Source organism: Haloarcula sp. JP-Z28 (assembly GCF_011440255.1).
Lineage (GTDB): Archaea > Halobacteriota > Halobacteria > Halobacteriales > Haloarculaceae > Haloarcula > Haloarcula marismortui.
In genome coordinates this window covers 61,677-82,113 of record NZ_JAAOHT010000005.1, presented here as the reverse complement: position 1 = coordinate 82,113, position 20,437 = coordinate 61,677, and the positions used below count along the sequence as shown (strand labels likewise).

General features: G+C 60.5%; 17 protein-coding genes. 6 read left to right on the top strand and 11 right to left on the bottom strand.

What is annotated here, in order from left to right; translation table 11 throughout:
- Window positions 1–175: 175 nt before the first annotated feature.
- The 3 genes from G9463_RS04295 to dgoD form a co-directional block, all read right to left on the bottom strand.
- A complete protein-coding gene (locus G9463_RS04295) occupies window positions 176–1,204 on the bottom strand; it encodes an LLM class flavin-dependent oxidoreductase (protein ID WP_165896053.1) in 1,029 nt (342 codons plus the stop codon).
- A 430-nt stretch (window positions 1,205–1,634) separates the two neighbouring features.
- Window positions 1,635–2,666, bottom strand: coding sequence for an NAD(P)-dependent alcohol dehydrogenase (locus G9463_RS04290; protein WP_165896052.1), 1,032 nt, complete (start codon window positions 2,664–2,666; stop codon window positions 1,635–1,637).
- 67 nt (window positions 2,667–2,733) lie between these two features.
- A complete protein-coding gene (gene dgoD, locus G9463_RS04285; protein ID WP_127014571.1) occupies window positions 2,734–3,885 on the bottom strand; it encodes a galactonate dehydratase in 1,152 nt (383 codons plus the stop codon).
- Between the two features lie 119 nt (window positions 3,886–4,004).
- Between dgoD and G9463_RS04280 the strand changes: the two genes are divergently transcribed.
- Window positions 4,005–4,778: an SDR family NAD(P)-dependent oxidoreductase gene (locus tag G9463_RS04280; protein ID WP_165896051.1), complete on the top strand. Its 774-nt coding sequence runs from the start codon at window positions 4,005–4,007 to the stop codon at window positions 4,776–4,778.
- Window positions 4,779–4,783: 5 nt separating this feature from the next.
- Here G9463_RS04280 and G9463_RS04275 read toward each other — a convergent pair whose 3' ends face one another.
- The 6 genes from G9463_RS04275 to G9463_RS04250 all read right to left on the bottom strand — a co-directional run bounded on the left by G9463_RS04275 (window position 4,784) and on the right by G9463_RS04250 (window position 11,553).
- On the bottom strand, window positions 4,784–6,259 hold the full coding sequence (locus G9463_RS04275) for a rhamnulokinase family protein (RefSeq protein ID WP_165896050.1): 1,476 nt from the start codon (window positions 6,257–6,259) through the stop codon (window positions 4,784–4,786).
- 32 nt (window positions 6,260–6,291) lie between these two features.
- Window positions 6,292–6,945 carry a class II aldolase/adducin family protein gene (locus G9463_RS04270; protein WP_165896049.1) on the bottom strand — a complete coding sequence of 218 codons (654 nt, stop codon included), beginning with the start codon at window positions 6,943–6,945 and terminating at the stop codon, window positions 6,292–6,294.
- A gap of 57 nt (window positions 6,946–7,002) precedes the next feature.
- A complete protein-coding gene (locus tag G9463_RS04265; protein WP_004965876.1) occupies window positions 7,003–8,163 on the bottom strand; it encodes an ABC transporter ATP-binding protein in 1,161 nt (386 codons plus the stop codon).
- Between the two features lie 91 nt (window positions 8,164–8,254).
- The gene (locus G9463_RS04260; RefSeq protein ID WP_165896048.1) at window positions 8,255–9,133 is read right to left on the bottom strand and encodes a carbohydrate ABC transporter permease; all 879 of its coding nucleotides are present in this window, start codon (window positions 9,131–9,133) and stop codon (window positions 8,255–8,257) included.
- On the bottom strand, window positions 9,133–10,065 hold the full coding sequence (locus G9463_RS04255) for a carbohydrate ABC transporter permease (protein ID WP_121304241.1): 933 nt from the start codon (window positions 10,063–10,065) through the stop codon (window positions 9,133–9,135). The genes G9463_RS04260 and G9463_RS04255 overlap by 1 nt, the downstream gene beginning before the upstream one ends.
- Window positions 10,066–10,101: 36 nt before the next feature.
- Window positions 10,102–11,553, bottom strand: a complete 1,452-nt coding sequence (locus G9463_RS04250) for an extracellular solute-binding protein (protein WP_165896047.1) — start codon at window positions 11,551–11,553, stop codon at window positions 10,102–10,104.
- 342 nt (window positions 11,554–11,895) lie between these two features.
- Between G9463_RS04250 and G9463_RS04245 the strand changes: the two genes are divergently transcribed.
- The 3 genes from G9463_RS04245 (at window position 11,896) to G9463_RS04230 (ending at window position 14,130) form a co-directional block, all read left to right on the top strand.
- A complete protein-coding gene (locus tag G9463_RS04245; protein WP_004965885.1) occupies window positions 11,896–12,930 on the top strand; it encodes a galactitol-1-phosphate 5-dehydrogenase in 1,035 nt (344 codons plus the stop codon).
- Window positions 12,927–13,151 carry a hypothetical protein gene (locus tag G9463_RS23790; protein WP_004965887.1) on the top strand — a complete coding sequence of 75 codons (225 nt, stop codon included), beginning with the start codon at window positions 12,927–12,929 and terminating at the stop codon, window positions 13,149–13,151. Before G9463_RS04245 ends, G9463_RS23790 begins: the two co-directional genes overlap by 4 nt.
- A gap of 211 nt (window positions 13,152–13,362) precedes the next feature.
- Complete coding sequence (locus tag G9463_RS04230) at window positions 13,363–14,130, top strand: IclR family transcriptional regulator (protein ID WP_165896046.1); 768 nt, start codon at window positions 13,363–13,365, stop codon at window positions 14,128–14,130.
- A 603-nt stretch (window positions 14,131–14,733) separates the two neighbouring features.
- On the opposite strand, the gene G9463_RS04225 is transcribed toward G9463_RS04230, so the two are convergent.
- Window positions 14,734–15,738 (bottom strand): HEAT repeat domain-containing protein, encoded by a 1,005-nt coding sequence (locus G9463_RS04225; protein WP_165896045.1) that lies wholly within the window; start codon window positions 15,736–15,738, stop codon window positions 14,734–14,736.
- Between the two features lie 326 nt (window positions 15,739–16,064).
- Here G9463_RS04225 and G9463_RS04220 point away from each other — a divergent pair, with 326 nt between their 5' ends.
- Both G9463_RS04220 and G9463_RS04215 read left to right on the top strand, forming a co-directional pair.
- Entirely contained in the window at window positions 16,065–16,586 is a 522-nt protein-coding gene (locus G9463_RS04220; RefSeq protein ID WP_007188525.1) for an LUD domain-containing protein, read from the top strand.
- 2 nt (window positions 16,587–16,588) lie between these two features.
- Window positions 16,589–18,769, top strand: a complete 2,181-nt coding sequence (locus G9463_RS04215) for an LUD domain-containing protein (protein ID WP_165896044.1) — start codon at window positions 16,589–16,591, stop codon at window positions 18,767–18,769.
- A 224-nt stretch (window positions 18,770–18,993) separates the two neighbouring features.
- Here G9463_RS04215 and G9463_RS04210 read toward each other — a convergent pair whose 3' ends face one another.
- The gene (locus G9463_RS04210; RefSeq protein WP_127014582.1) at window positions 18,994–20,343 is read right to left on the bottom strand and encodes a DUF362 domain-containing protein; all 1,350 of its coding nucleotides are present in this window, start codon (window positions 20,341–20,343) and stop codon (window positions 18,994–18,996) included.
- Between the last annotated feature and the right edge of the window lie 94 nt (window positions 20,344–20,437).

Genomic DNA, 20,437 nt, shown 5'->3' with positions numbered 1-20,437 from the left:
TTGAACGGGGGTTATACCACTGACTATCCTCAAATTGGGTGCGTATACGCTCGAACTCGGTAACTAACGTATAGAAAACCCAAATCGGGCTTTTGAGTGGGATTTTACTGGTACAACGTAGATGTACGGGATGATAACACAGTGACCTGTTCCCGTTCCACTCCAATAGAAGTGGTTAGCGTGGTGTGAGGCCGACACCATCTGCGAGCAACTCGTGGGAGCGGAGTGCGTCAGCGTGGTTGCCGACGACGTGCTGAATCATCATCTCATCGACGCCAACACGGTCAGACAGTTGTTCGAGTATGTCGCTGAGTGTCTCTGGACTGCCGGAAATCGCCCGCGGCCACTCACCGGCATCCAGCGTGGCAGGCGTCGGTTCGGGCACAGCCCCGAGCTCGTCGATTGCTTCCTCGACAGATGGTGTCGTGCCGACAACCCCGCGTTCCATCCGCTTGAATGACGCTTCCGCCACGGCGCGGAGCCGCGCCGCTTCCTCGTCGGTTTCGGCACAGACCGCGTTTACCGCGACCATTCCCTGTGGCTCGTCGACGCCGCCGGCCAACTGCGAGGATTCGAAGTGGGTTCGGTATTCCTCGAAGGAACGGGTGGCTAACCCCGGTCGGATGAACGCGGCGAAACAGTAGCGCAGACCAAGCTCGCCGGCCAGCGCGGCGCTCGACGGACTTGACCCGAGAACCCACGGGACTGGTGTCTCCCCACCTGACCGGGGGATTTCAAGATCACTGTACGCGTGTCCATCCGGGTAGCCGTCGTAGAGGTGCGAAACGACGGCTTCGATTTTTTCGGCGTGGTCTTCGTCGGGGTTCCGGACACGTCGGTTCGTCCCGAGTGCCCGGTCGACGGCCGGAGAGCCGTTGGCCCGCCCAAGCCCCGCGTCGATGCGTCCCGGCGCGAGCGCGTCGAGCGAACCGAACAGTTCTGCGATCTTGAATGGACTGTAGTGATTGAGCAGGACCGCTCCCGATCCGAGGCGGATTGAGTCGGTTTCGGCGGCGAGGCTGCCGAGCAGTACCTCGGGTGTTGTTCCTGCGAGCTTATCCCCCATCCCGTGGTGTTCCGCCACCCAGAACCGGGAATAGCCGAGGCGTTCGGCCTGCTGGGCTGCGTCGACGGTGTTCGCATACGCGTCAGTCGCAGTTCCGTCATTTGGGACCGGAGAGAGGTCAACGATTGAGAGGTCCATATCCGCCCACAACGGTGGCGAGGTTTAACCGTTCGGCTACTCACAGTGCGTGGCTATCTCACTCGGACACACCACTGTGATGGAACGTCCCGCCAGGGTATAACTAAAATCTAGGAAACCAACTGTTCTGCGAAAGCCTATCTCAAATAGAATACCTTACTTCGCTCTACTGGCTATCTCTGGGCAGTGTGAAAGTCGGAGAGTTATCTCTCGGGTACCTTCCGAAACCCTCTGGAATCCCAAATCAGTGGGCTTTTAGCGATATTAAGCCGTCAATTCAGATAATACACCGCCTCAATGATTGTTTCAGAGTTGCGTCGCGGGGTCGTGCGTACAACGAACCTGCTGAAATTCCTTCCAATGCTCAGCAATATCTGTATAGCTATTATATCACGCTTCTTTGGGAACAACCTTCCCAATGCAGTGCCGGTTACGAATCAAGTGATATCATGCCCTTGACCACAGTCGGCTCCATGGATCGGCGGAACGCGTCGTCGATGTCTTCAAGTTCGGATTCGAAGTCGATTATGCCCTTGACGTCGACTTCGCCGTCGGCCAACAGGTCGACAGCCGCGTCGTAGGTGTTCTTGTACCGGAAGGAGCCGTGGACGTCGACCTCGTTGTCGATGAGTTCCAGCACGTCGAATGGGACCTCCGCTTCGCTGGCCAGACCCACCAGAACGACCGTGCCGCCCCGACGGACCACGTCGATTGTCGACTTGATCGACGGCTCCGCACCGGAGGCTTCGACGACCACATCAGCACCGACGCCGTCCGTGTACTCGGCGACTGCCGTATCGAGATCCGTCTCGGTAACGTCGACTGTCAGGTCTGCTCCCCGCTTTTCGGCGAACTCTAGTTTTTCCTCGACAACGTCGGTCAGTATTATGTCCGTCGCGCCTGCGGCGCGCGCGGCCTCAAGCACCATCAGCCCGATAGGTCCCGCTCCGGTTATCAGCACTGTATCTCCGGTTCCGACGCTACCGCGGCGGCAGGCGTGGATTCCGACCGAAAGCGGTTCACACAGTGCCCCTTCAGCTGTAGAGACGGACTCCGGAAGCTTGTAGGCGAAATCGGCCGGCCACGAGACGTACTCTGTGAACGCGCCGTCGTGTGGCGGCGTCGCCATGAACCGAACTGATTCACAGAGGTGGTAGTCGCCGCGCTTGCAGTGGGCACAGCGACGGCACGGAACGCCGGGTTCGAGCGCGACGCGGTCCCCCGGTTCGTGATCAGTAACGTTCTCGCCGACCTCGACGACTTCGCCGGCGCTCTCGTGTCCGAGGACGAGCGGGTCTTCCACGACGTAGTCCCCGATACGACCGTGTTCGTAGTAGTGGACGTCGGAGCCACAGATACCCACGTCTCGCACGGCTACAAGTACCTCATCGGGGCCGGGCGACGGTCTGGGACGGTCCTCCAGCTCGAACTCAGTTGGTTCTACCAGTACAGCAGTTCGCATACCTGGTGGCACGGAACAGAGCCATAAAAATACACAGGGTGGGTCGCCCCATTCGTACCGTGTCCAGTTACCACTCCGCGACGCTTCCGTCCTCGTGGTGCCAGACCGGGTTGTACCAATTGACCTCCGTCTGTGCCAGTTCACGGATGAGAGCCTCGTCGATCTCGATACCGAGTCCGGGGCCGGTCGGCCGTTTGACGTAGCCGTCTTCGAACTGAAACGTCTCCGGGTCCTCTAGGACCTTGAGTCGCTGGCTCGTCGCCGGGTCGTGTAGATCGAGGTCCTGTTCGTGCAACACGACATTCTGGGCGCAAAACCCGACCTGCAGGCTCGCTGCGAACGCGACAGGGCCGAGCGGGCAGTGCGGAACGACGGCCACGTCGAACGCTTCCGCCATCGATGCGACCTTGCGCATCTCGCTGATGCCACCGACGTGGGTCACGTCGGGTTGGAGTATCGACACCCCGTCGTCGACGAGGAGGCGCTTGAAGTCATAGCGGGAATAGAACCGTTCGCCAGTCGCTATCGGAACAGTCGTCCGCTCGGCGATACTGGCAAACGAGTCGTCGTGTTCGGGGAGCAGTGGCTGATCGATGAACATCAGATCGAACTGTTCGAGTCGCTCGACGAGATCTGCGGCCATCGGCTTCGAGACGCGGCCGTGGAAGTCGACGCCGACGAGGGCGTCGTCACCGACGGCGTCACGGATTGCGGCCACCCGTTCAACCGCATGATCGACAGCATTCGGCGTCTCAATCGGCCGAAACTCCCGGGCGAAATTGAACTTGAACGCTCTGTAGCCGCGTTCCCGGTCCTCTCTTGCGGCGACAGCCACATCCTCGGGGTCGTCGCCACCGAGCCACTGGTACACGAGTAGCTTATCGCGGACGTGCCCGCCGAGTAGTTCGTGCACCGGGGCACCGTAGTGTCGCCCCTTAATGTCCCAGAGCGCGTGGTCAATACCCGCAAGCGCGCTCATGAGTATCGGGCCGCCGCGGAAGTAGCCGCTCTGATAGAGCTTCCGCCAATGATACTCGGTTCGGAGCGGGTCGGCCCCGAGGAGATACGCCTCGATAAGCTCGGTAACAGCGGCACGGACCGTCTCCAACCGGCCTTGAACGATGGGCTCACCCCAGCCGACGATCCCCTCGTCAGTCTCCAGTTTTAGAAGCAACCACCGCGGTGGCACGGCGAACAGTTCGAAGTCGGTGATTTGCATAGCTATGTTATCTGTGAGGGAGTACTTGTAATGACTGGCTGCCGATATCGGCCGCGGAAAGGTGTGGCAGAGATAGCCGTACATTTATGCTGGAGGCTACCAGAGCACCAAGCGTACGCATGAGTGTACTTGACAGTTTCTCCCTCGACGGAGAGACAGCTATCGTCACCGGTGCGGCGCAGGGGCTCGGCAAACAGATGGCGACCGGTCTCACCGATATGGGGGCTGACGTCGCTATCGCGGACGTGAACGTTGAGAAAGCGGAGCGGACGGCCTCGGAACTGGACGGCGAGACGGACGTCATCGCGACGGAGGTCGACGTGACGGACGAATCCTCGGTCGAGGCGATGGTCGAGGACGTGACCGACCGCTTGGGGCCAATTGACGTCTTGGTCAATAACGCCGGCATCGTCGAGAACTCCCCGGCGGAGGAGACGAGCGTCGAGTCCTGGCGGCGGGTCGTGTCGGTCAACCTCGACGGCGTCTTTCTCTGTGCCAAACACGTCGGTCAACAGATGCTCAACCGCGGTGAGGGACGCATCGTCAACATCTCCTCAATGTCGGGGTTCGACGTGAACGTCCCACAGAAACAGGCCAGTTACAACACGACGAAAGCCGGCGTCAGGATGCTGACCCAGTCGCTGGCGGTCGAGTGGGGCGATCAGGGCGTCCGCGTCAACGCTATTGCGCCCGGGTACATGCGGACCGAACTCGTCGACGAGGTGCTCGAAGAGAACCCGGAGATGGAGGAGACCTGGCTGGAGAACACGCCGATGGGCCGTCTCGGTCGACCAGAGGAGCTGAAAGAGCTCGTCGTCTACCTCGCGTCGGACGCCTCGTCGTACATGACGGGGTCGACCGTCGTGATGGACGGCGGCTACACCTCGCGGTAAAAGCGTCAGGCCCCGGACAACGAATCGTCGGTCAGTGCAGCCAACCGATCTTTGGCGTCGTCCCACTCGCCACCAGCCTGTGGTTCGTAGGTCGTCGTCTCGAACGCCGACTCGACCAACTGCCGCCCGGTTTCGATGTCCGGCACTGTCCCGGCCGCGACAGCCTGTGTGAGGACGTTGCCGACAGCTGTCGCCTCGACTGGGCCAGTCGACACTGGGCGGTCGGTAGCGTCAGCCAGCAACTGACAGAACAGCTCGTTTCTGACACCGCCGCCGCCGAGAACGATACGTGACGGTGGGTCCTCGACGACTGCCGCGAGCGCGTCGAGTTCCAGCGCCGTCTTCGCCGCCAGACTGTCGAGGAGACAGCGGACGATACCGCCCTGCCCCGTCGGCATGGGCTGGCCCGTTCGTCGACAGTAGGCCCGAATCTGGTCAGGCATCGCCTCGTCGATGCCGAAGGTGTCGGCGTCCGTATCGACGAGTGCGGTCCGCGCCGGGGCTTTTTCGGCTGCCGACAGTAACGTATCGTAATCGGCTGGATCGTCCGCATCGCGCCACGCTTTGCGGCATTCTTCGAGCAGAAAGAACCCGTTGATGTTCTTCAGGAGCCGAACGGTCCCGTCGACGCCGAGTTCGTTCGAGACGGCGTGCTCGAAGGCGGCGTCTGTCCGTACTGGTTCGCCTCGCTCGACGCCGAGGATGAACCACGACCCCGTGTTGAGAAACGCGGCGTCCTCGGCCAGCGGAAGGCCGGCGACGGCCGCCGCCGTGTCGTGGCTCGCCGGCATCACGATCTCTGGCGTCGAAGACAGGCCCGAAATGACGGTGTCGTCGACGGGACCGAGGCGCTGACCGGGTTCGGACAGATCCGGGAGCAGGTCCATCGGAACCGACAGCTCGTCGAGCAGGTCGGTGGCCCACGTCCGCGCCTCGGGATCGACCATCTGTGTGGTCGAGGCAATCGTCACGTCGCCCGCCGGCTGTCCCCCTATCCGTGCCGAAAGGAGCTGTGGCATCATGAGCAAGCCGTCACTTTCTTCGAGAAGTTCGGGCTCGCGGTCGGCGATAGTGTGGAGTTGCCACAGCGTGTTCGGTGTGTTCCAGTTCGTGATGCCGGTCGCGTCGAACAGCTGCCGCTTCCCGACAGCCTCGAAAACCTGCTCGCGCGTGGCCGTCGACTCGGGGTCGCGGTAAGAGACCGGGTCCCGGAGCAGTTCGCCGTCGGACAGGAGTCCGAAGTCGAGCCCCCAGGTGTCGATACCGACCGTGTCGAGGCCGTCGGCGCGGTCGTCGGCCGCACGGAGCCCGTCGCCGATGTGGTCGACCAGCGCGTCGACGTCCCAGACGTAGCGGCCGTCCCGTTCGACGGGTCGGTTGTCGAACCGGTGGACCTCCTGTACCGCGAACGAGGACTCGGTCACCTCGCCGAGGAACACCGTCCCGCCGCTCGCGCCGATGTCGATTGCGACGTGGTTCATGGGATGCTCTCAGGTGTGGTTCGCACGAGTGGTCACTGTCCGTAGCTGTCGAGCTTATCGGCCAGCCGGTCGATCTCCTCGTCCGGGAGGATCTCCGGCTCGCCGATGGCCCGGGCCTGATGGTGGATGCGGGCGCAGTACTCGACCATCAGCGCGACCGTGTAGGCGTCGTCCAGCGACTCGTCGGCGGTCAGCACGCCGTGGTTGCGCAACAGCGTGGCGTTGAACGACTCGCCCAGCGCGTCGACGGCGGCCTCGCCGAGTCTCTCGGTCGCGTGCGTTTCGTATTCGGCGACGGGCACCTCTGTTCCGGTGAACGAGAGGAGGTAGTGCGATGCCGGTATCCCCTCCCCAAGCGAGGCGAACGTCGTCGCGTACGGCGAGTGGGTGTGGACGACGCCGCCGACCGCCGGTCGCTCGCGGTAGACGGCCAGATGCATCGGCAGCTCCGTCGACGGGTCGACGTCGCCCTCGACGACAGTGCCGTCCGTGTGTACGATCGGAACGTCTTCCGGTTCGATCTCTCCATAGGGGATTCCCGACGGGCTGATCGCGATGTGGTTCTCGTCGAGCCGGGCGCTGAGGTTCCCGCCAGTCCCGGTTGTCAGGTCGTCGTCGAGCAGGCTCCGGCCGTACTCGCAGATAGCGTTACGCGTCTCGTAGTGTGGAATATCTTGAGCTGTCATGTGTCGTGTGTCGATAACTGTCGGTTGCGGCGAGTGAGGCGACGACGGGTATCGCCGTCACTCGGCGGGTTTTATTTGCTCTTCGAGCGCCATCTCCGCGTCGTCACCGAGCTGGCGCTGGTGGATCGTCTCGCCGCTGGCGGCGTCGAACAGGTGTACGTCCCGATCCGGAATCTCGACGTAGACGTGTTGGCCCTCGCTGATCGGGCGCTGGCCGTCCGTCTCGACGATGAACGTCTGGTCGTGGCTCTGTGACCGCGCCCGGAGATAGACGTAGGAGATACTCCCCATCGGTTCGACGACGTCGACGACGGCCTCGAACTCGTGGCCCGAGTTCGCCCGGTCGTGAAGCGTCATGTCTTCCGGCCGGATACCGAGGACGAGTTCGTTTCGACTGCTAACAGCGGACTGCATCCGCTTGGTCAGGTCGAAGTCGAAGCCGTCCGCGCGGAGCGTTCCGCCCTCGACGTTGCCCTCGAAGAAGTTCATCGACGGCGAGCCGAGGAAGCCGGCGACGAACTGGTTGGCCGGACGGTAGAAACATTCCAGCGGCGTCCCGACCTGCTGGAGTTCCCCGTAGTTGAGGACGACAAGCCGGTCGCCCATCGTCATCGCCTCTGTCTGGTCGTGGGTGACGTACAGCGTGGTCACGTCAAGGTCGTTCTGGAGCCGGTTGATCTCGGTCCGCATCTCCGCCCGAAGCTTCGCGTCTAAGTTCGACAGCGGCTCGTCCATCAGGAAGACGTTCGGGTCACGGACGATAGCGCGGCCGAGCGCGACACGCTGTTGTTGTCCCCCGGAGAGTTCGCCGGGCTTGTCGTCCAACAGCATGTCGATGTCCATCATCTCGGCGGCGGACGTGACGGCTTCTTCAACCTCGTCGGCGGACATGTCCGTCGACATCTTCAGCCCGAAGGACATGTTCTCTTCGACGGTCATGTTGGGGTATAGCGCGTAGTTCTGGAACACCATTGCGATGTCCCGGGCTCGCGGGCCGAGCTGATTGACGAGGTCGTCGCCGATGTGAATGTCGCCTTCCGTTTGCGTTTCCAGCCCTGCGACGATGCGCATGAGCGTGGACTTCCCGCTTCCGGACGGACCGACGAAGACGATGAACTCGCCATCGCGGATGTCCAGCGAGACGTCGTCGACCGCGACGATTGACTCATCTCCCTCACCGAATCGCTTCGTAACGTCGTCGATTGTGATCTTTGCCATTATTTTCTCTCCGATGTGCGGCTAAGTGAAGCTACCGCCGCCGCAGGGGCGTCGTTTGCGAGCGATACCTGTCGAGGTGTGGACAGCGTGGTCATTCTTTGATCACCACGCCGAAACTGAGCCCGGCCGCGAGGTACTTGTTGACCGCGATGAGGAAGATGACGACCGGAACGATCATCGCCGTCGAGGCGGCCGCGAGCATTCCCCATTCGATCGAGCGCGAGCCGATGAACGAGTAGACGAACAGCGTCACCGGCACAGCCTCGAAGCTCGTCAGCACGAGTCCGAACAGTAGCTCTATCCACGCGAAGATGAAGCTGATGATGGCGACCGAGAAGATGCCGGGCTTGGCCGCCGGCAGAACGACCTTCCTGAAGCCCTGGAACTGGGTCGCGCCGTCGACGCGGGCGGCCTCTTCTAAGGTCTCGGGGATGCCGTCGAAGAACGCCTTCATCACCCAGACGACGAGCGAGAGGTTGATGCTGACGTACATCAGCACCATCCCGACGCGGGTGTCGAACAGATTGAGCTCTCGGAAGATGATGAAGAACGGGAGCACGACGGCAATGGGCGGGAGCATCCGTGAAGAGAGTATCCACACGAGAACGTCCCGCTCCATCGGGATGTCATACCGCGAGAGGACGTACGCGGCGGGCACGCCGATGAGCAAGACGAGGACGACCGACGCTGACACCATCACGAGGCTGTTGGCGAACGCCGCGATGAACCCCGAGTCCTGAATCAACTGGATGTAATTGTACACCGTCGGCAGGAAGATCCAGTCCGGCGGCAACGAATTCGCTGTTCCGGGCGGTTTCAGCGACATCGAAGCGAGCCAGTACAGCGGGAACAGCACGATGAACGACCACGTCAGGAGAATAGTGTGTCGAACCACCGTGACGAGCGTCTTCCGCGTGTCCTTGTCGAGTCGCTGTGACGCGGTCGCGGAGTCGCTATCCGTCGTCGCCATCAGTCCCACACCCCCTCGAAGCCGACCTTCGCAATGATGACGTTACACAGTGCAACGACGAGGACGAGGTAGACGATGGCGATTGCTGCGGCCACGGTCATCTGGTTGTTGATGAACATCTGTTCGTAGATGTTGATGCTCACGAGCTGGGTTGCCGTCCCGGGACCGCCGCCCGTGAGCCCGTACACCACGCCGAACGTCCGGAACAGGTCGATCAACCGGATGAGCGTCGCGACGAAGACGACGGGCTTCATGTAGGGGATTATGACGTGTACGTAGCGCCGCCACATCGGCGCGCCGTCGACCCGCGAGGCCTCGATGAGCGTCTTCGGCACCGACGAGAGGCCGGCGTAGAAGATGATGAACATGAACGGGGTCCAGTTCCACGCGTCAAGCAGGATCACCGTCAGCAGCGGGACCTCAGAGAGGAAACTCGGCGCTGCGAATGGCGTGCCGGTGTTTATAATGTACGGAATGATGCCGATTTCGCTGTTCAGCATGATCCGGCCGATGGTCGCGAGCGAGACGGGGGCGACGGCCATCGGAATGATGAACAACACCCGGTAGAACGACTTCACCCGGTTGGAGCCGACGCCGGCGACGAGCGCGGCCAGGACGAACCCGAGGGCCGTTTCGAGGAGCAGCGCGCTGACGACGACAGTAATCGTGATGACGAACGAGTGGATCGCACCGCCGCGGGTGAACGCCGTCTCGAAGTTACGCAGCCCCACGAAATCAGCTGCGAATACATCGAGTGTCGGCTCCGCAATCAGGCTGAGATACAGGTCGTAGGCACCGGGGAAGAAGGTGATCATCACCATCACCGCCACCATCGGTGCCATGAACCAGTACGGGAGGTAGTCGTTCCACAGGTCCCGCAGCCTAGCGAAGGTCGATTGAGATGTCGTTTCCGTTTGCGTTGGTGTACTCATTTGTGGGATGTGTTGTGGCGCAGGTGTGGCTTAGATTTAATTGCTGTAGATGTCTTCCGCGATGGACGCCGCCTGAGTCATCGCTTCCTCAGCGGACTTCTGCCCGGCGATGGCGCGCTGCAGTTCCTCGGAGTACCGCTGTCCCCATTCGGGGTACCTCCGGTCGAACGGGTCCGGTGCCGCCGCTTGCAGGGATTCGAGGGTGACCTGTGCGAAGTTCTCGCCGACACGAGAGCGGAACTCGTCGTTCTCCCAGACGGACTGTCGGACGGAGAAGGCGGCGTCGCCCTCGACGTGCATCCAGGTGTTGGTCGGCTGCGAGGACGCCCACACCATGAACAGGAACGCCTGCTCGGAGTTCTGTGCGTTCTTGGACGTGGAAATCTGCCAGTTGAACGCGTTGGGCGAGAACTGGCCGTCAGCCGGGCTGGGAGCCTTCGCGATACCGATGTTGTCGGCGACCGAGGAGTCAGAGCCGGTGAGTCCGGGCCAGAACAGATTTGCGTCGGAGACGATGTGGCCGGCGCGCCCTTCCTGCATCGTCGAGAGCACGTCCGACCAGGTCTGGGTTGAGGCCCCTTCGGGACCGTAGTCCTGCAGCAGGCTGACGTACCAGTCCGCCGCGTTGATGACGCCGTCGGAGTCGAGGCCGGAATCATCCGGGAAACTGTCCCAGAGCTCCGCGCCGTTCTGGCGCAGGAACGTGTTGAGGATGTAGATGTTCATCCCGTACCCCTTGTCGCCACGGCCGACGGTGCCGACGACGTCGGACTCGTTCTCGTGGATGGTCTGTGCGTTCTGACGGAACTCTTCGAGCGTCTCCGCGACCTCCAGGTCGTGCTTGTCGTAGAGGTCTTCGCGGTAGAACTGCGTCTGAACTTCGACGGTAATCGGCATCCCGGTCCACGTGTCGCTGTAGCCGCCACCGTGGGCCTGCCAGCGCGACGCCTCGAAGAGATCGTCGGGCTCGTACCAGTCCTCGTCGAAGAGACTGTCGTCGTCAAAGAACGGGTCGAGCGGCTGTATCCAGCCCTCTTCACGGAACTGGTTGACGACCTGGTCCATGTAGAAGACGTCGAACTGCCCGGCGCCGGTACTAACGTCTGTCTGGCGCTTGGTTCGGAACTGCTGTTCGGGCAGGACGTTCCAGACGACGTCGATTCCGGTCAGTTCCTCGAAGACGGGGACTGCGGGCTTGATGGCCGAAACCCAGGGGTGCTGGACGGCTCCGATGTTGATCGAGGACCCCTCGAACTGTCGCCAGTCGATATCGGCGTCCTCGTACTCGCTGAGCGGAATTGCGAGTTCACCGTCGCTGCCGCTGGTGCTGGTTCCGCCATCGCTGCCACCGCTTCCGTCGCTTCCATCGCTCGAACCGTCGCTCCCGTCGCCGCCCGAGCTATCGCCGCCTCGTGTGCAGCCAGCGAGGCCGCCGAGTAGTCCGACACCTGTCGCTTTCAGGAACTTCCGCCTGTTGGAGTTGGTCATGCCAGTTTGCCTCGTCACTATCGAAATACCGATGCATAATAAAGGTAATCATCTGTAAGGTAGAATACCCATCTCACTGGGCGAGAACAGACGATATACAGTACGGAAGCCCCCATCCACGAACTCATCTGTCTCCGGAGTACGGGGAACCGTGGCAAGATTTTAATACGCGGTCCGAAAATACCGGGAGTACGGATCGTAGCCAAGTCCGCTGTGTGTCCAGCTCAGTTGGACTAGTGACAACGGGCTACGGCCCAGACCACCCATGACCCGACCCACACCAACTCACGAAAGAGGTACTGTTGCAGTGACGACCGCGATCCGACCGTTGGAGGACGACTGATGCGTGCCAGCACGTTGACTGATGACGGCGAAATTACTGTCGAAGAGCGTGACCGACCGGACCCTGCGGATGACGAGGTTCTCGTTCAGGTGGGCGCCTGTAGCGTCTGCATGACCGACTATCACATGTATCACGGCACCTTCGCAGCCGAGACACCCCTGGTCCTTGGCCACGAAGGTGCCGGGACCGTCGCGGAAGTCGGTGCTGACGTCGATCGCTTCGCAGTCGGTGACCGCGTCGCAATCAACCCCACCGTCCCCTGTAACGCCTGTTCGTACTGCAAGAGGGGTGAGACGCACCTCTGTGAGAACAACACGAGCATCGGTGGTGCCGGTGACACCATTCTCGACGGTGCCTTCGCCGACTACGTCCGCGTCCCGGCCATCAACGTCGAAGACATCGGTGATATGTCCTTCGAGCGGGCCGCGCTCGCCGAGCCGCTCGCCTGCTGTGTTCATGGCGTCGAACAGACTGACATCAAACCGGGAGACAGTGTCGGTATTATTGGCGCTGGCCCGATCGGCTTGCTACTCTTGCAAGCGTTCCGCAACGCGGGCGCTGCTCCAATCGTGGTTTCCGAACTCGATGACGAACGGCGAGAGTTGGCCGCCGACCTCGGTGCAGATGCCGTCATCGACCCCAACGAAGAAGATCCCGAGGAAGCAATCCCGGCGGCGGCCGGTGGACCGGTCGACGTCGGCGCTGAGGCCATCGGGCTCGTCCCGACAATCAAGCAGGCTAACGCTGTGACTGCGCCCGGCGGCTCGACGCTCATCTTCGGCGTCCCGGATCAGGAAGCGACGATGGAAGTCAGTCCGTTCGATGTCTTCTTCGACGAGGTCGACTACCGCGGTTCGTTCTCCCTGACGACCGAGGACTTCGAGCGAGCGATAACACTGCTCAGACACGAACGCATCGACGCAGAGACGCTCATCACCGAACGTATCGGGCTTGACGACCTCCCGGCAGCGTTTGAACGGATGGGCAACGCTGAGGGACTGAAGAAAGTAGTCGTTCCAGGGGACTCCGAGTGAGCGAGTACGCCTTCCTTGATACTGCGTCCGGAAACGCGGTCGTCGTGGCGCTTGACCACGGTCTCGGAATGGGCGCAATCGTCGGGTTTGAAGACCTGCGGGCCCGCGGTCTAGTGATGGGACGCAGCGTCTGGCAGACTGCGGACCCAGCTGCTTTTGTGTCCGCGCTCCGCGGAACCGTCCACGACTCTGATGCACCTGGAGTAGCCTGGCCGCCCTGAAGCGAATGTTTCTACGCGTTCGTGAGTTAGCTGCGAGCTGAACACATCTGTTCTGTAGAGCAGAACGAATAAATTTCGGCAGTTAGACATCGTAGCAATCTCGTTTGGGCCAATAAATAATGTAGAATAATTCATGTTACTAGTTCACAAAACCATGACTGTTCTGCTCTAGTGAACAGACTTTTCACAGCATAAGTTGAAATGATACCCAATGACTGACGAACCACAGTATGCGGTCGAAGCAACCCAAACGTCCATTGCTATCCTCGAAGCGCTTGTCAACGCGACGGGACCCATCGGTGTGACAGGGGTTGCCAATACCGTCGGGGTATCCAAGAGCGTCGCTCACAACCATCTCTCGACGTTGCGTGCGGCTGGATACGTTGTCAAGCGCGCAGAGAAGTATGAGGCATCGCTCCGCCCGCTGGCTCTCGGTGAGCGAACGCGTGACGGGCTCAGTTTCTATCAGGCAGCGGAGCAGCAACTGGACAACCTCGCGACGGCGACAGGGGAGACAACGACGCTGTTTGTCCTCGAAGAAACGTCCGGTGTCCCGGTGTCGATCTCCGAACCTGAGGACGGCTGGTCAACCCCGTTCCACGCGGGCGAACGGTTGCCACTCCACGTCAACGCCATGGGAAAGGCATTGTTGGCGTCGCTTCCGAGTGACCGCGTCGAATCGATTCTCGATGAGACGGAACTTATTGCGCCGACTGACGCCACGATCGTAGATCAGGACGAACTCGCCGAGGAACTGCGCCGAATCCGCGACGACGGCATAGCGTTCTGCAGAGGAGAACAGTACGAAGGGATCATCGGTGTTGCCGCCCCGCTCCCTGATGTCAGTGGCAATCGGGTCGCTGCGCTGGGGATCGCTGGCCCTGTTGAACGCCTGAACGGCCGATACCTCAGGGAAGATATCACCGGGCAAGTCCTCAGCACGACAAAATCCATTCAGGTGGCCCTTACATCGAATTAAGAGATTCTGGAATAACGGACGTACCACTGTTATTCTATCGGTGGCCGCCATCGAAGTGGACAAACGACCTCACTGCTACACACCGCTACCGGCGACGCCTGATCTTCATGCGTTGAAAGGATCGTTCGCGGTCACCTCGGCATCAGACGCAATCTCGCCAAGGGATCGTGGCTTACTTTATCCTCCCTTCCACTGACTGTGAGATCAAGCATCACCGTGTGAATGCCACTGCTGTCAATCGCGTGCTGTTCTCTATAGCAGAACATACAGCAGGTTTGAATAGCAAGGTGCTATATGATGACAGCCGAACCAGCTACAAAGCGGCTATTGGTCCCTAACTTCGCCCTCTCATCAAATATAAACCTATAATCATGTAGGCTCAGGACATATGTCCCGAAGTTGAGTATAGAAATGCTAGATATATATTTGTCTTATCCAAGTCGGTATGTCCACTGGCGATGTCCGGTCTCCCACGGAAGTAGATGTATCTGATGTGTCCCGCTACGGGACGACGCAGCACCAGAGAACCTACTGCAACCGTGGCCCTACCAGAGACTGAGACATGCGATTTCTGTGTAAACTGCAGGAAAACCGACCGTATCCTCACAATGGGGTGCCACAGCCCGGGCACAGCGGAGGGCCGGATTCGGGGAGTGAGAGCCCGCAGTGTGGACATCCATCATCTCCTTCTTGTGTCCGGATTTCCGAAACAATCTCGGCTGTCTGCGTGCGGATTGCATCTCTCGTGGCTATGCCTGTGAATCCATTCTCAGATTCCGTCCCGCGATGCCGGGACAGAGCGAATTGCGCTCGTTTTGCAACAAATTCCTCGGCAACGGTGAGATCGTCAAGTTGTGTTTGCGGAAACGATTCTGTGCTATCAGTGCCGGCAAGCAACCCCAGCGCTTCGGCCGCTCGCCCACGGACGTATCTGCTTTCGTCTTCGAGACACGAGACGAGTGCTTCCCTAGCGTCTGCAAGCCGTTCGGGGCACGCAGACCCGATAACGACGAGAGCTGTGCTTAAGTGATATCGGACAACTTCACTGTCCGAGTGAAGATGCTCGGCGAGTGAGTCGACCTGATAACGGAGTCTCTCGGGACTACCCAAGGCAACGTGGGCCAGCGCCTTCGCTAATTTCTCTGTTACTTCTGGTTTGTCGAACTCTAGACCGATACGAAGGTCTGCCACGACCGCAGGCGAGACGACGGCGTCGGGATGGTCAACGGCGACGTAGCCCAGCGCCTCTGCACACCGAGCACGAACGTAGTAGAACTCTGACTCATCCGCCAGTCGCTCGGCAAGCGTTGGGACAACCGGAACCACGCTGTCCGGCGCGCCCTCGCTGATCGTGACGACCAATTTCGCTGTCGTGAGCCGTGTTGGCCGCCCGCTGTCCTGTAAAAAATCGGTGAGCGATGGCAGTACGCCGTCGAACAGTTCCGGCTGCTCGTCGGCAGCCGCTTTGAGTGACCGCAAGCACGCCTGTTGGGTAGCCGGTCCGGCTGTCGAAAGCCGCTCAAGTGCCGCAACTGCGTCAGCTTCGTTCCCTTGTTCAAGTAATGTCGCAATCTCTGTCTCTGGAGGTCCACTGGGTTGGTCGTCCATCGGTCCGTTGTCGGTGCTTCTCAGAGAACCCACAAAACCCCTTGCTTCCCGGTTATTGCCCGATCTGATAACAACCGCTCACCGGTAAAGCTGCTATACCGTGATTAAGCCATCATATGGCAGTGGATGCATCATTGCCACATTTACTTATCGAATATATCGATACGGAATACCAAAATTTGGTTATATACTGAGTGTCGTTTCTATGAGCAGCGACCGTGATAGAAGCCAAGTTCACCAACAGTGCAACCAGTTTAGGCCACCTGATGAGTCACCCGTTTCAGACAAAAACTAAATGATGATGTAGGTTTTCAGTTCGCGTATAGATGGAAAGCAAACGCGCGTCGTTCGAGGGTGCTCTCGAAGCACTGGGTGTGACAGTTTCTAGCACTTCTGAGTCTGAACTCGAAGCCGCTGTTACGGAAGCAGTCACGGAGCCTGCAGTCGGGGTCGCGCTCGACGAGACGGTTGGGGACGGGACGTTTTCGCTCGTGGAGACGCCGATCACCGTCGACCCGACGCCGGCCGCGCTCCGCGAGGCGACCACCGGCGTAACGGGGGCTGAACTCGGTGTCGGCGATTACGGCTCACTCGTCCTCTCGATGACTGAACAGGCTAGTGAGCTCGTGAGCCTGTTTGTCGAGCGCCACGTCGCCATTCTTTACGAGGAAGACATCCAGCCCGATATGGACGCAGCAGTGGCAGAACTGGACGAGCGGTTTACCGAAACTAACGGGAGTGCGATTATTGCAACAGGGCCGAGTGCAACGGCTGACATGGGCGCGCTGGTCAAGGGCGCACACGGTCCCAAAGAGGTCCACGTCATCGTCGTCGAGGGGGAGGACTGACAATGGCGACTGCCGATGAAATCCGCGAACTGATGCGGACCGAAGGTGCGGCAATCGCGGAGAACACGCAGGGATTTAATACGGGACGCTACGACTCTGTCGGAGATCTAGAGGACTACGAGGACCTCAAGCGAGCGGCCCGGGGTATCAAGGAGGACGCCATCGAGGAGCTACCGGAGCTTCTCGACCAGCTAACGGAGACTGTCGAAGCCAACGGCGGGACGGTGTACATCGCCGACGACGCCGCTGACGCGAACGAGTACATCCGTGATGTGGCCGACGAGCGCGCGGCTGACCGGGTCGTCAAGAGTAAGTCGATGACCAGCGAGGAGATCGAGGTCAACGAAGCGCTCGAAGCAGATGGCGTGGACGTAGTGGAAACGGATCTGGGCGAGTGGGTGTTGCAGATCGCCGACGAAGCCCCCTCTCATATCGTCGCCCCGGCCATTCACAAGTCACGCGAGAGCATCGCGGAGCTGTTCAACGAACAATTCGACCCCGACGAGCCTCTAGAGACAGCGGCGGAACTGACCCACTTCGCCCGCGAGAAACTGGGTGAGCAGATCATCGACGCAGAAGTCGGGATCACCGGCGCGAACTTCATCGCGGCCGATACCGGGACGATGGCGCTGGTCACTAGTGAGGGCAACGCTCGCAAAACGGTGGCTGCGACGGACACACACGTCGCCGTCGCTGGCGTCGAAAAAGTCATTCCGACAGTTGCAGACCTCCACCCGTTCATCGAACTCATCGGTCGGTCGGGCACCGGGCAGGACATTACATCGTACGTCTCGTTGCTGACCCCTCCGGTTGACACGCCGGTCGTCGATTTCACCGACAACGAAACACCGCTGTCGGAATTCGATTCCGACCGCGATTTCCATCTTGTATTGATTGACAACGGCCGACTGGAGATGCGAGATGACGAGCAGCTTCGGGAGACGCTGTACTGCATCCGATGTTCCGCCTGTTCGAACTCGTGTGCGAACTTTCAGAGCGTCGGCGGCCACGCCTTCGGCGGGGAGACGTATTCGGGTGGCATTGCGACGGGCTGGGAGGCCGGTATCGAAGGGCTGGACGTGGCCGAGGAGTTCAACGACCTCTGTACTGGGTGTACGCGCTGTGTGAATGCCTGTCCCGTCGGTATCGATATTCCCTGGATCAACACTGTCGTCCGGGACCGCATCAATCGCGACAAAGAGGCTCCTGGAGAGTGGCTCGTCGACGGCCTCACTCCTGACGAAGAGGACGACGGCGCACCACTGCAGAAGCGCTTCTTCGGTAACTTCGAGACCGTGGCGAAACTGGGCAGCGCCACCGCGCCGGTGTCGAACTGGCTGGCGGACACGACACTCGCTCGGCAAACGATGTCCCGAGTTCTGGGCATCGACCCGCGCCGAGACCTTCCAGCGTTCGAACGGGAGACGCTCGTTGACTGGGCTGGCGACCGTGACTCACAGGTCACAAATCCCGAGCGCCGGGCGGTGCTGTATCCGGACCTGTACACCAATCACGTGCAGGTAGAGCGGGGCAAAGCCGCGGTAAGGGTGCTTGAGTCGCTGGGTGTCGACGTGGTAGTGCCGCCGGCTCCGTCCAGCGGCCGCGCGCCGCTATCACAGGGTATGGTTGCGACGGCGACAGACCACGCTGAGCGGGTCACAGAGGCCCTCGAACCACATATCGCAGACGGCCGCGACGTGGTCGTTATCGAGCCGAGCGACCACGCGATGTTCACCCGCGAATACGAGCGACTCCTTGATGAGTCGTCTTTCACTGACATCGCGGCGAACAGCTACGAGGTGTTCGAATACGTCTTCGGATTACTCGACAACGGCGCATCCGTCAATTCACTCTCGACCGTCACCGGCGCGGAAATCGCGTATCACAGCCACTGCCAGCAGCGAACACTCGGTCTTGAAGCTCATACCGTCGCTGTCCTCGAAGAATGTGGCTACGACGTTGTTACATCCGACGTGGAGTGCTGTGGCATGGCCGGGAGCTTCGGGTACAAGTCCGATTACTACGAACTGAGCATGGACGTTGGCGACCGGCTCCGGACCCAGTTGGAAGACGACGGCGTACAGGACCGGCCCGTCGTCGCCAGTGGGACCTCCTGTCTGGAGCAGATCGACGCGCTACTGGAGCGGCAGCCGCGCCATCCGATCGAGCTGTTGGCGACGTAAGCGACCGCTGCGGCTTGTTATTTGCGTGCAGGCAGGAAACATTGCACCTAACGCGTGTACGCCCGTTATTTATACCGTGCTTATATCCATCTGTATGTCGGGGGCGTACGTCGGATTGGATCCCGGGATCTGAGGTCGCGCATCCGTGCTCTGACGACCTTTATGTACCATTGCTTGTCCTGTTCATGCTCTGCAGTCCAAGTCCACAGGTCCGCTACCGGCAGCTACTCGCGAAGCGACGGCGCGACGAGCTGTCCGTTATCGAACTCAATCGGTGACGGGTCTTCGACCACACGAAGGTCGTCACGGTCGCGTGCGGCCTCGACCAGCGCCGGCGATGCGTAGAGCTGGTGGAGATGCATCGTGTCGGCTGCACGGAGGACTCGAACGGTGTCGGTGTCGACGACCCCTATCGTCGACAGCGCAGCGACGATGCCGGCGCGGTCGGTTTCGACCACCGGCGGCAGTTTCACGCCACGGATCGTGCTTGCAGTAAGGGCATTGATCAGCGACGTTTCCGCGTCAAGTTCCGCAATAATATCAGCATGGATGATATCAGCTGAGCCGATGCCCATCGCGTTCCCGTGGGTCTTCTCTGTCAGCCCGCGTGTGAAGATGCGTTTGATATCCGGTGTCTCTGGAGCCGGCTCGTTTATCGAGAACGGTCGGCGGCCAATGACGTTTGTATCGAGTCCCTGACCGCTGATTTCTTTCCCCTGACGGTCGAACACCACGAGATCCAGCTCTTCGAACGGGAGCGTCGGCATCAGTTCGTAGGCGGTCTCTAACAGTTCTTCTTCGCGGTCGAGGAAGCCACTCGGCGGCACGCCCTCTATCAGCGTTGTCTCGTCGTGCTGGTCCTCGACGATTGCGACGCCGCCGACGATGGGCAACTCTTCGAGCAGCCGGCCAGTAATCTCTGGAATCATCTGGCGAAACGACCAGTCGACGGCCCACTTGTGGGCAATCTGTGCGCCGCGCTGCTTGCCCATGCCGATGACGAGCATCTTCGAGAGCCCGCTTTCGACGGGGCCGTCGAAGTCCGTGTGCGGTTTGACGCGGTTGATTGGGATGATTGCATCAGCCGCCACAGCGTTGTCATCGGCGACGACAGGCACGTCACGGTCCGGTGTTCGTCCGACCTCGACCACGTCCATACTCGACCGGATTTCACAGCCGATGGTCGACTCGGTCACGCCCAGTTCGTTCAACATTGTTCGTTGCCCCTCGCCGGTCGCACCACCGTGGCTTCCCATCGCCGGGAAGACGAATGGCTCGTAGCCGGCGTCAGAAACTGCGTCGACGACACCAGCGACAATAGTAGGCAGATTCGCGATACCGCGACTGCCGACACCCAGCGCGACTTCACCGCCGTCAGGCACGTCCGCAAAGGACAGGGATTCGGCCGCTCGGGCTGCGTGTGTTGCGACATGGGCTGGCGTTATCGGGTCTGTCTCCCAGTTCTGTTCGATGATACCGAATTCGGGGAGCGGTGGATCGTCACAGGCGTCGACGATCGTCTCTTCCGGGACCGAGAGTGCGTCCGCCGCGATCTGTTGATCTGATGCGTTCATACGCGGCATATCAGTCCGTCTATTGATAAACGTGACCCACGGTCCAAACGGCGGCTGCCACCCCTATCGTCACTCAGCAGTTCGGTCGTCCCAC

Excerpts from the sequence above, each read along its gene's own strand:
- G9463_RS04220 (WP_007188525.1), top strand. The coding sequence starts at position 16,065 with ATGGAAAGCAAACGCGCGTCGTTCGAGGGTGCTCTCGAAGCACTGGGT.
- G9463_RS04210 (WP_127014582.1), bottom strand. The coding sequence starts at position 20,343 with ATGAACGCATCAGATCAACAGATCGCGGCGGACGCACTCTCGGTCCCG.
- G9463_RS04225 (WP_165896045.1), bottom strand. The coding sequence starts at position 15,738 with ATGGACGACCAACCCAGTGGACCTCCAGAGACAGAGATTGCGACATTA.
- G9463_RS04270 (WP_165896049.1), bottom strand. The coding sequence starts at position 6,945 with ATGACAGCTCAAGATATTCCACACTACGAGACGCGTAACGCTATCTGC.
- G9463_RS04265 (WP_004965876.1), bottom strand. The coding sequence starts at position 8,163 with ATGGCAAAGATCACAATCGACGACGTTACGAAGCGATTCGGTGAGGGA.
- G9463_RS04290 (WP_165896052.1), bottom strand. The coding sequence starts at position 2,666 with ATGCGAACTGCTGTACTGGTAGAACCAACTGAGTTCGAGCTGGAGGAC.
- G9463_RS04260 (WP_165896048.1), bottom strand. The coding sequence starts at position 9,133 with ATGGCGACGACGGATAGCGACTCCGCGACCGCGTCACAGCGACTCGAC.
- G9463_RS04255 (WP_121304241.1), bottom strand. The coding sequence starts at position 10,065 with ATGAGTACACCAACGCAAACGGAAACGACATCTCAATCGACCTTCGCT.
- G9463_RS04245 (WP_004965885.1), top strand. The coding sequence starts at position 11,896 with ATGCGTGCCAGCACGTTGACTGATGACGGCGAAATTACTGTCGAAGAG.
- dgoD (WP_127014571.1), bottom strand. The coding sequence starts at position 3,885 with ATGCAAATCACCGACTTCGAACTGTTCGCCGTGCCACCGCGGTGGTTG.
- G9463_RS04250 (WP_165896047.1), bottom strand. The coding sequence starts at position 11,553 with ATGACCAACTCCAACAGGCGGAAGTTCCTGAAAGCGACAGGTGTCGGA.
- G9463_RS04215 (WP_165896044.1), top strand. The coding sequence starts at position 16,589 with ATGGCGACTGCCGATGAAATCCGCGAACTGATGCGGACCGAAGGTGCG.
- G9463_RS04275 (WP_165896050.1), bottom strand. The coding sequence starts at position 6,259 with ATGAACCACGTCGCAATCGACATCGGCGCGAGCGGCGGGACGGTGTTC.
- G9463_RS04230 (WP_165896046.1), top strand. The coding sequence starts at position 13,363 with ATGACTGACGAACCACAGTATGCGGTCGAAGCAACCCAAACGTCCATT.
- G9463_RS04280 (WP_165896051.1), top strand. The coding sequence starts at position 4,005 with ATGAGTGTACTTGACAGTTTCTCCCTCGACGGAGAGACAGCTATCGTC.
- G9463_RS04295 (WP_165896053.1), bottom strand. The coding sequence starts at position 1,204 with ATGGACCTCTCAATCGTTGACCTCTCTCCGGTCCCAAATGACGGAACT.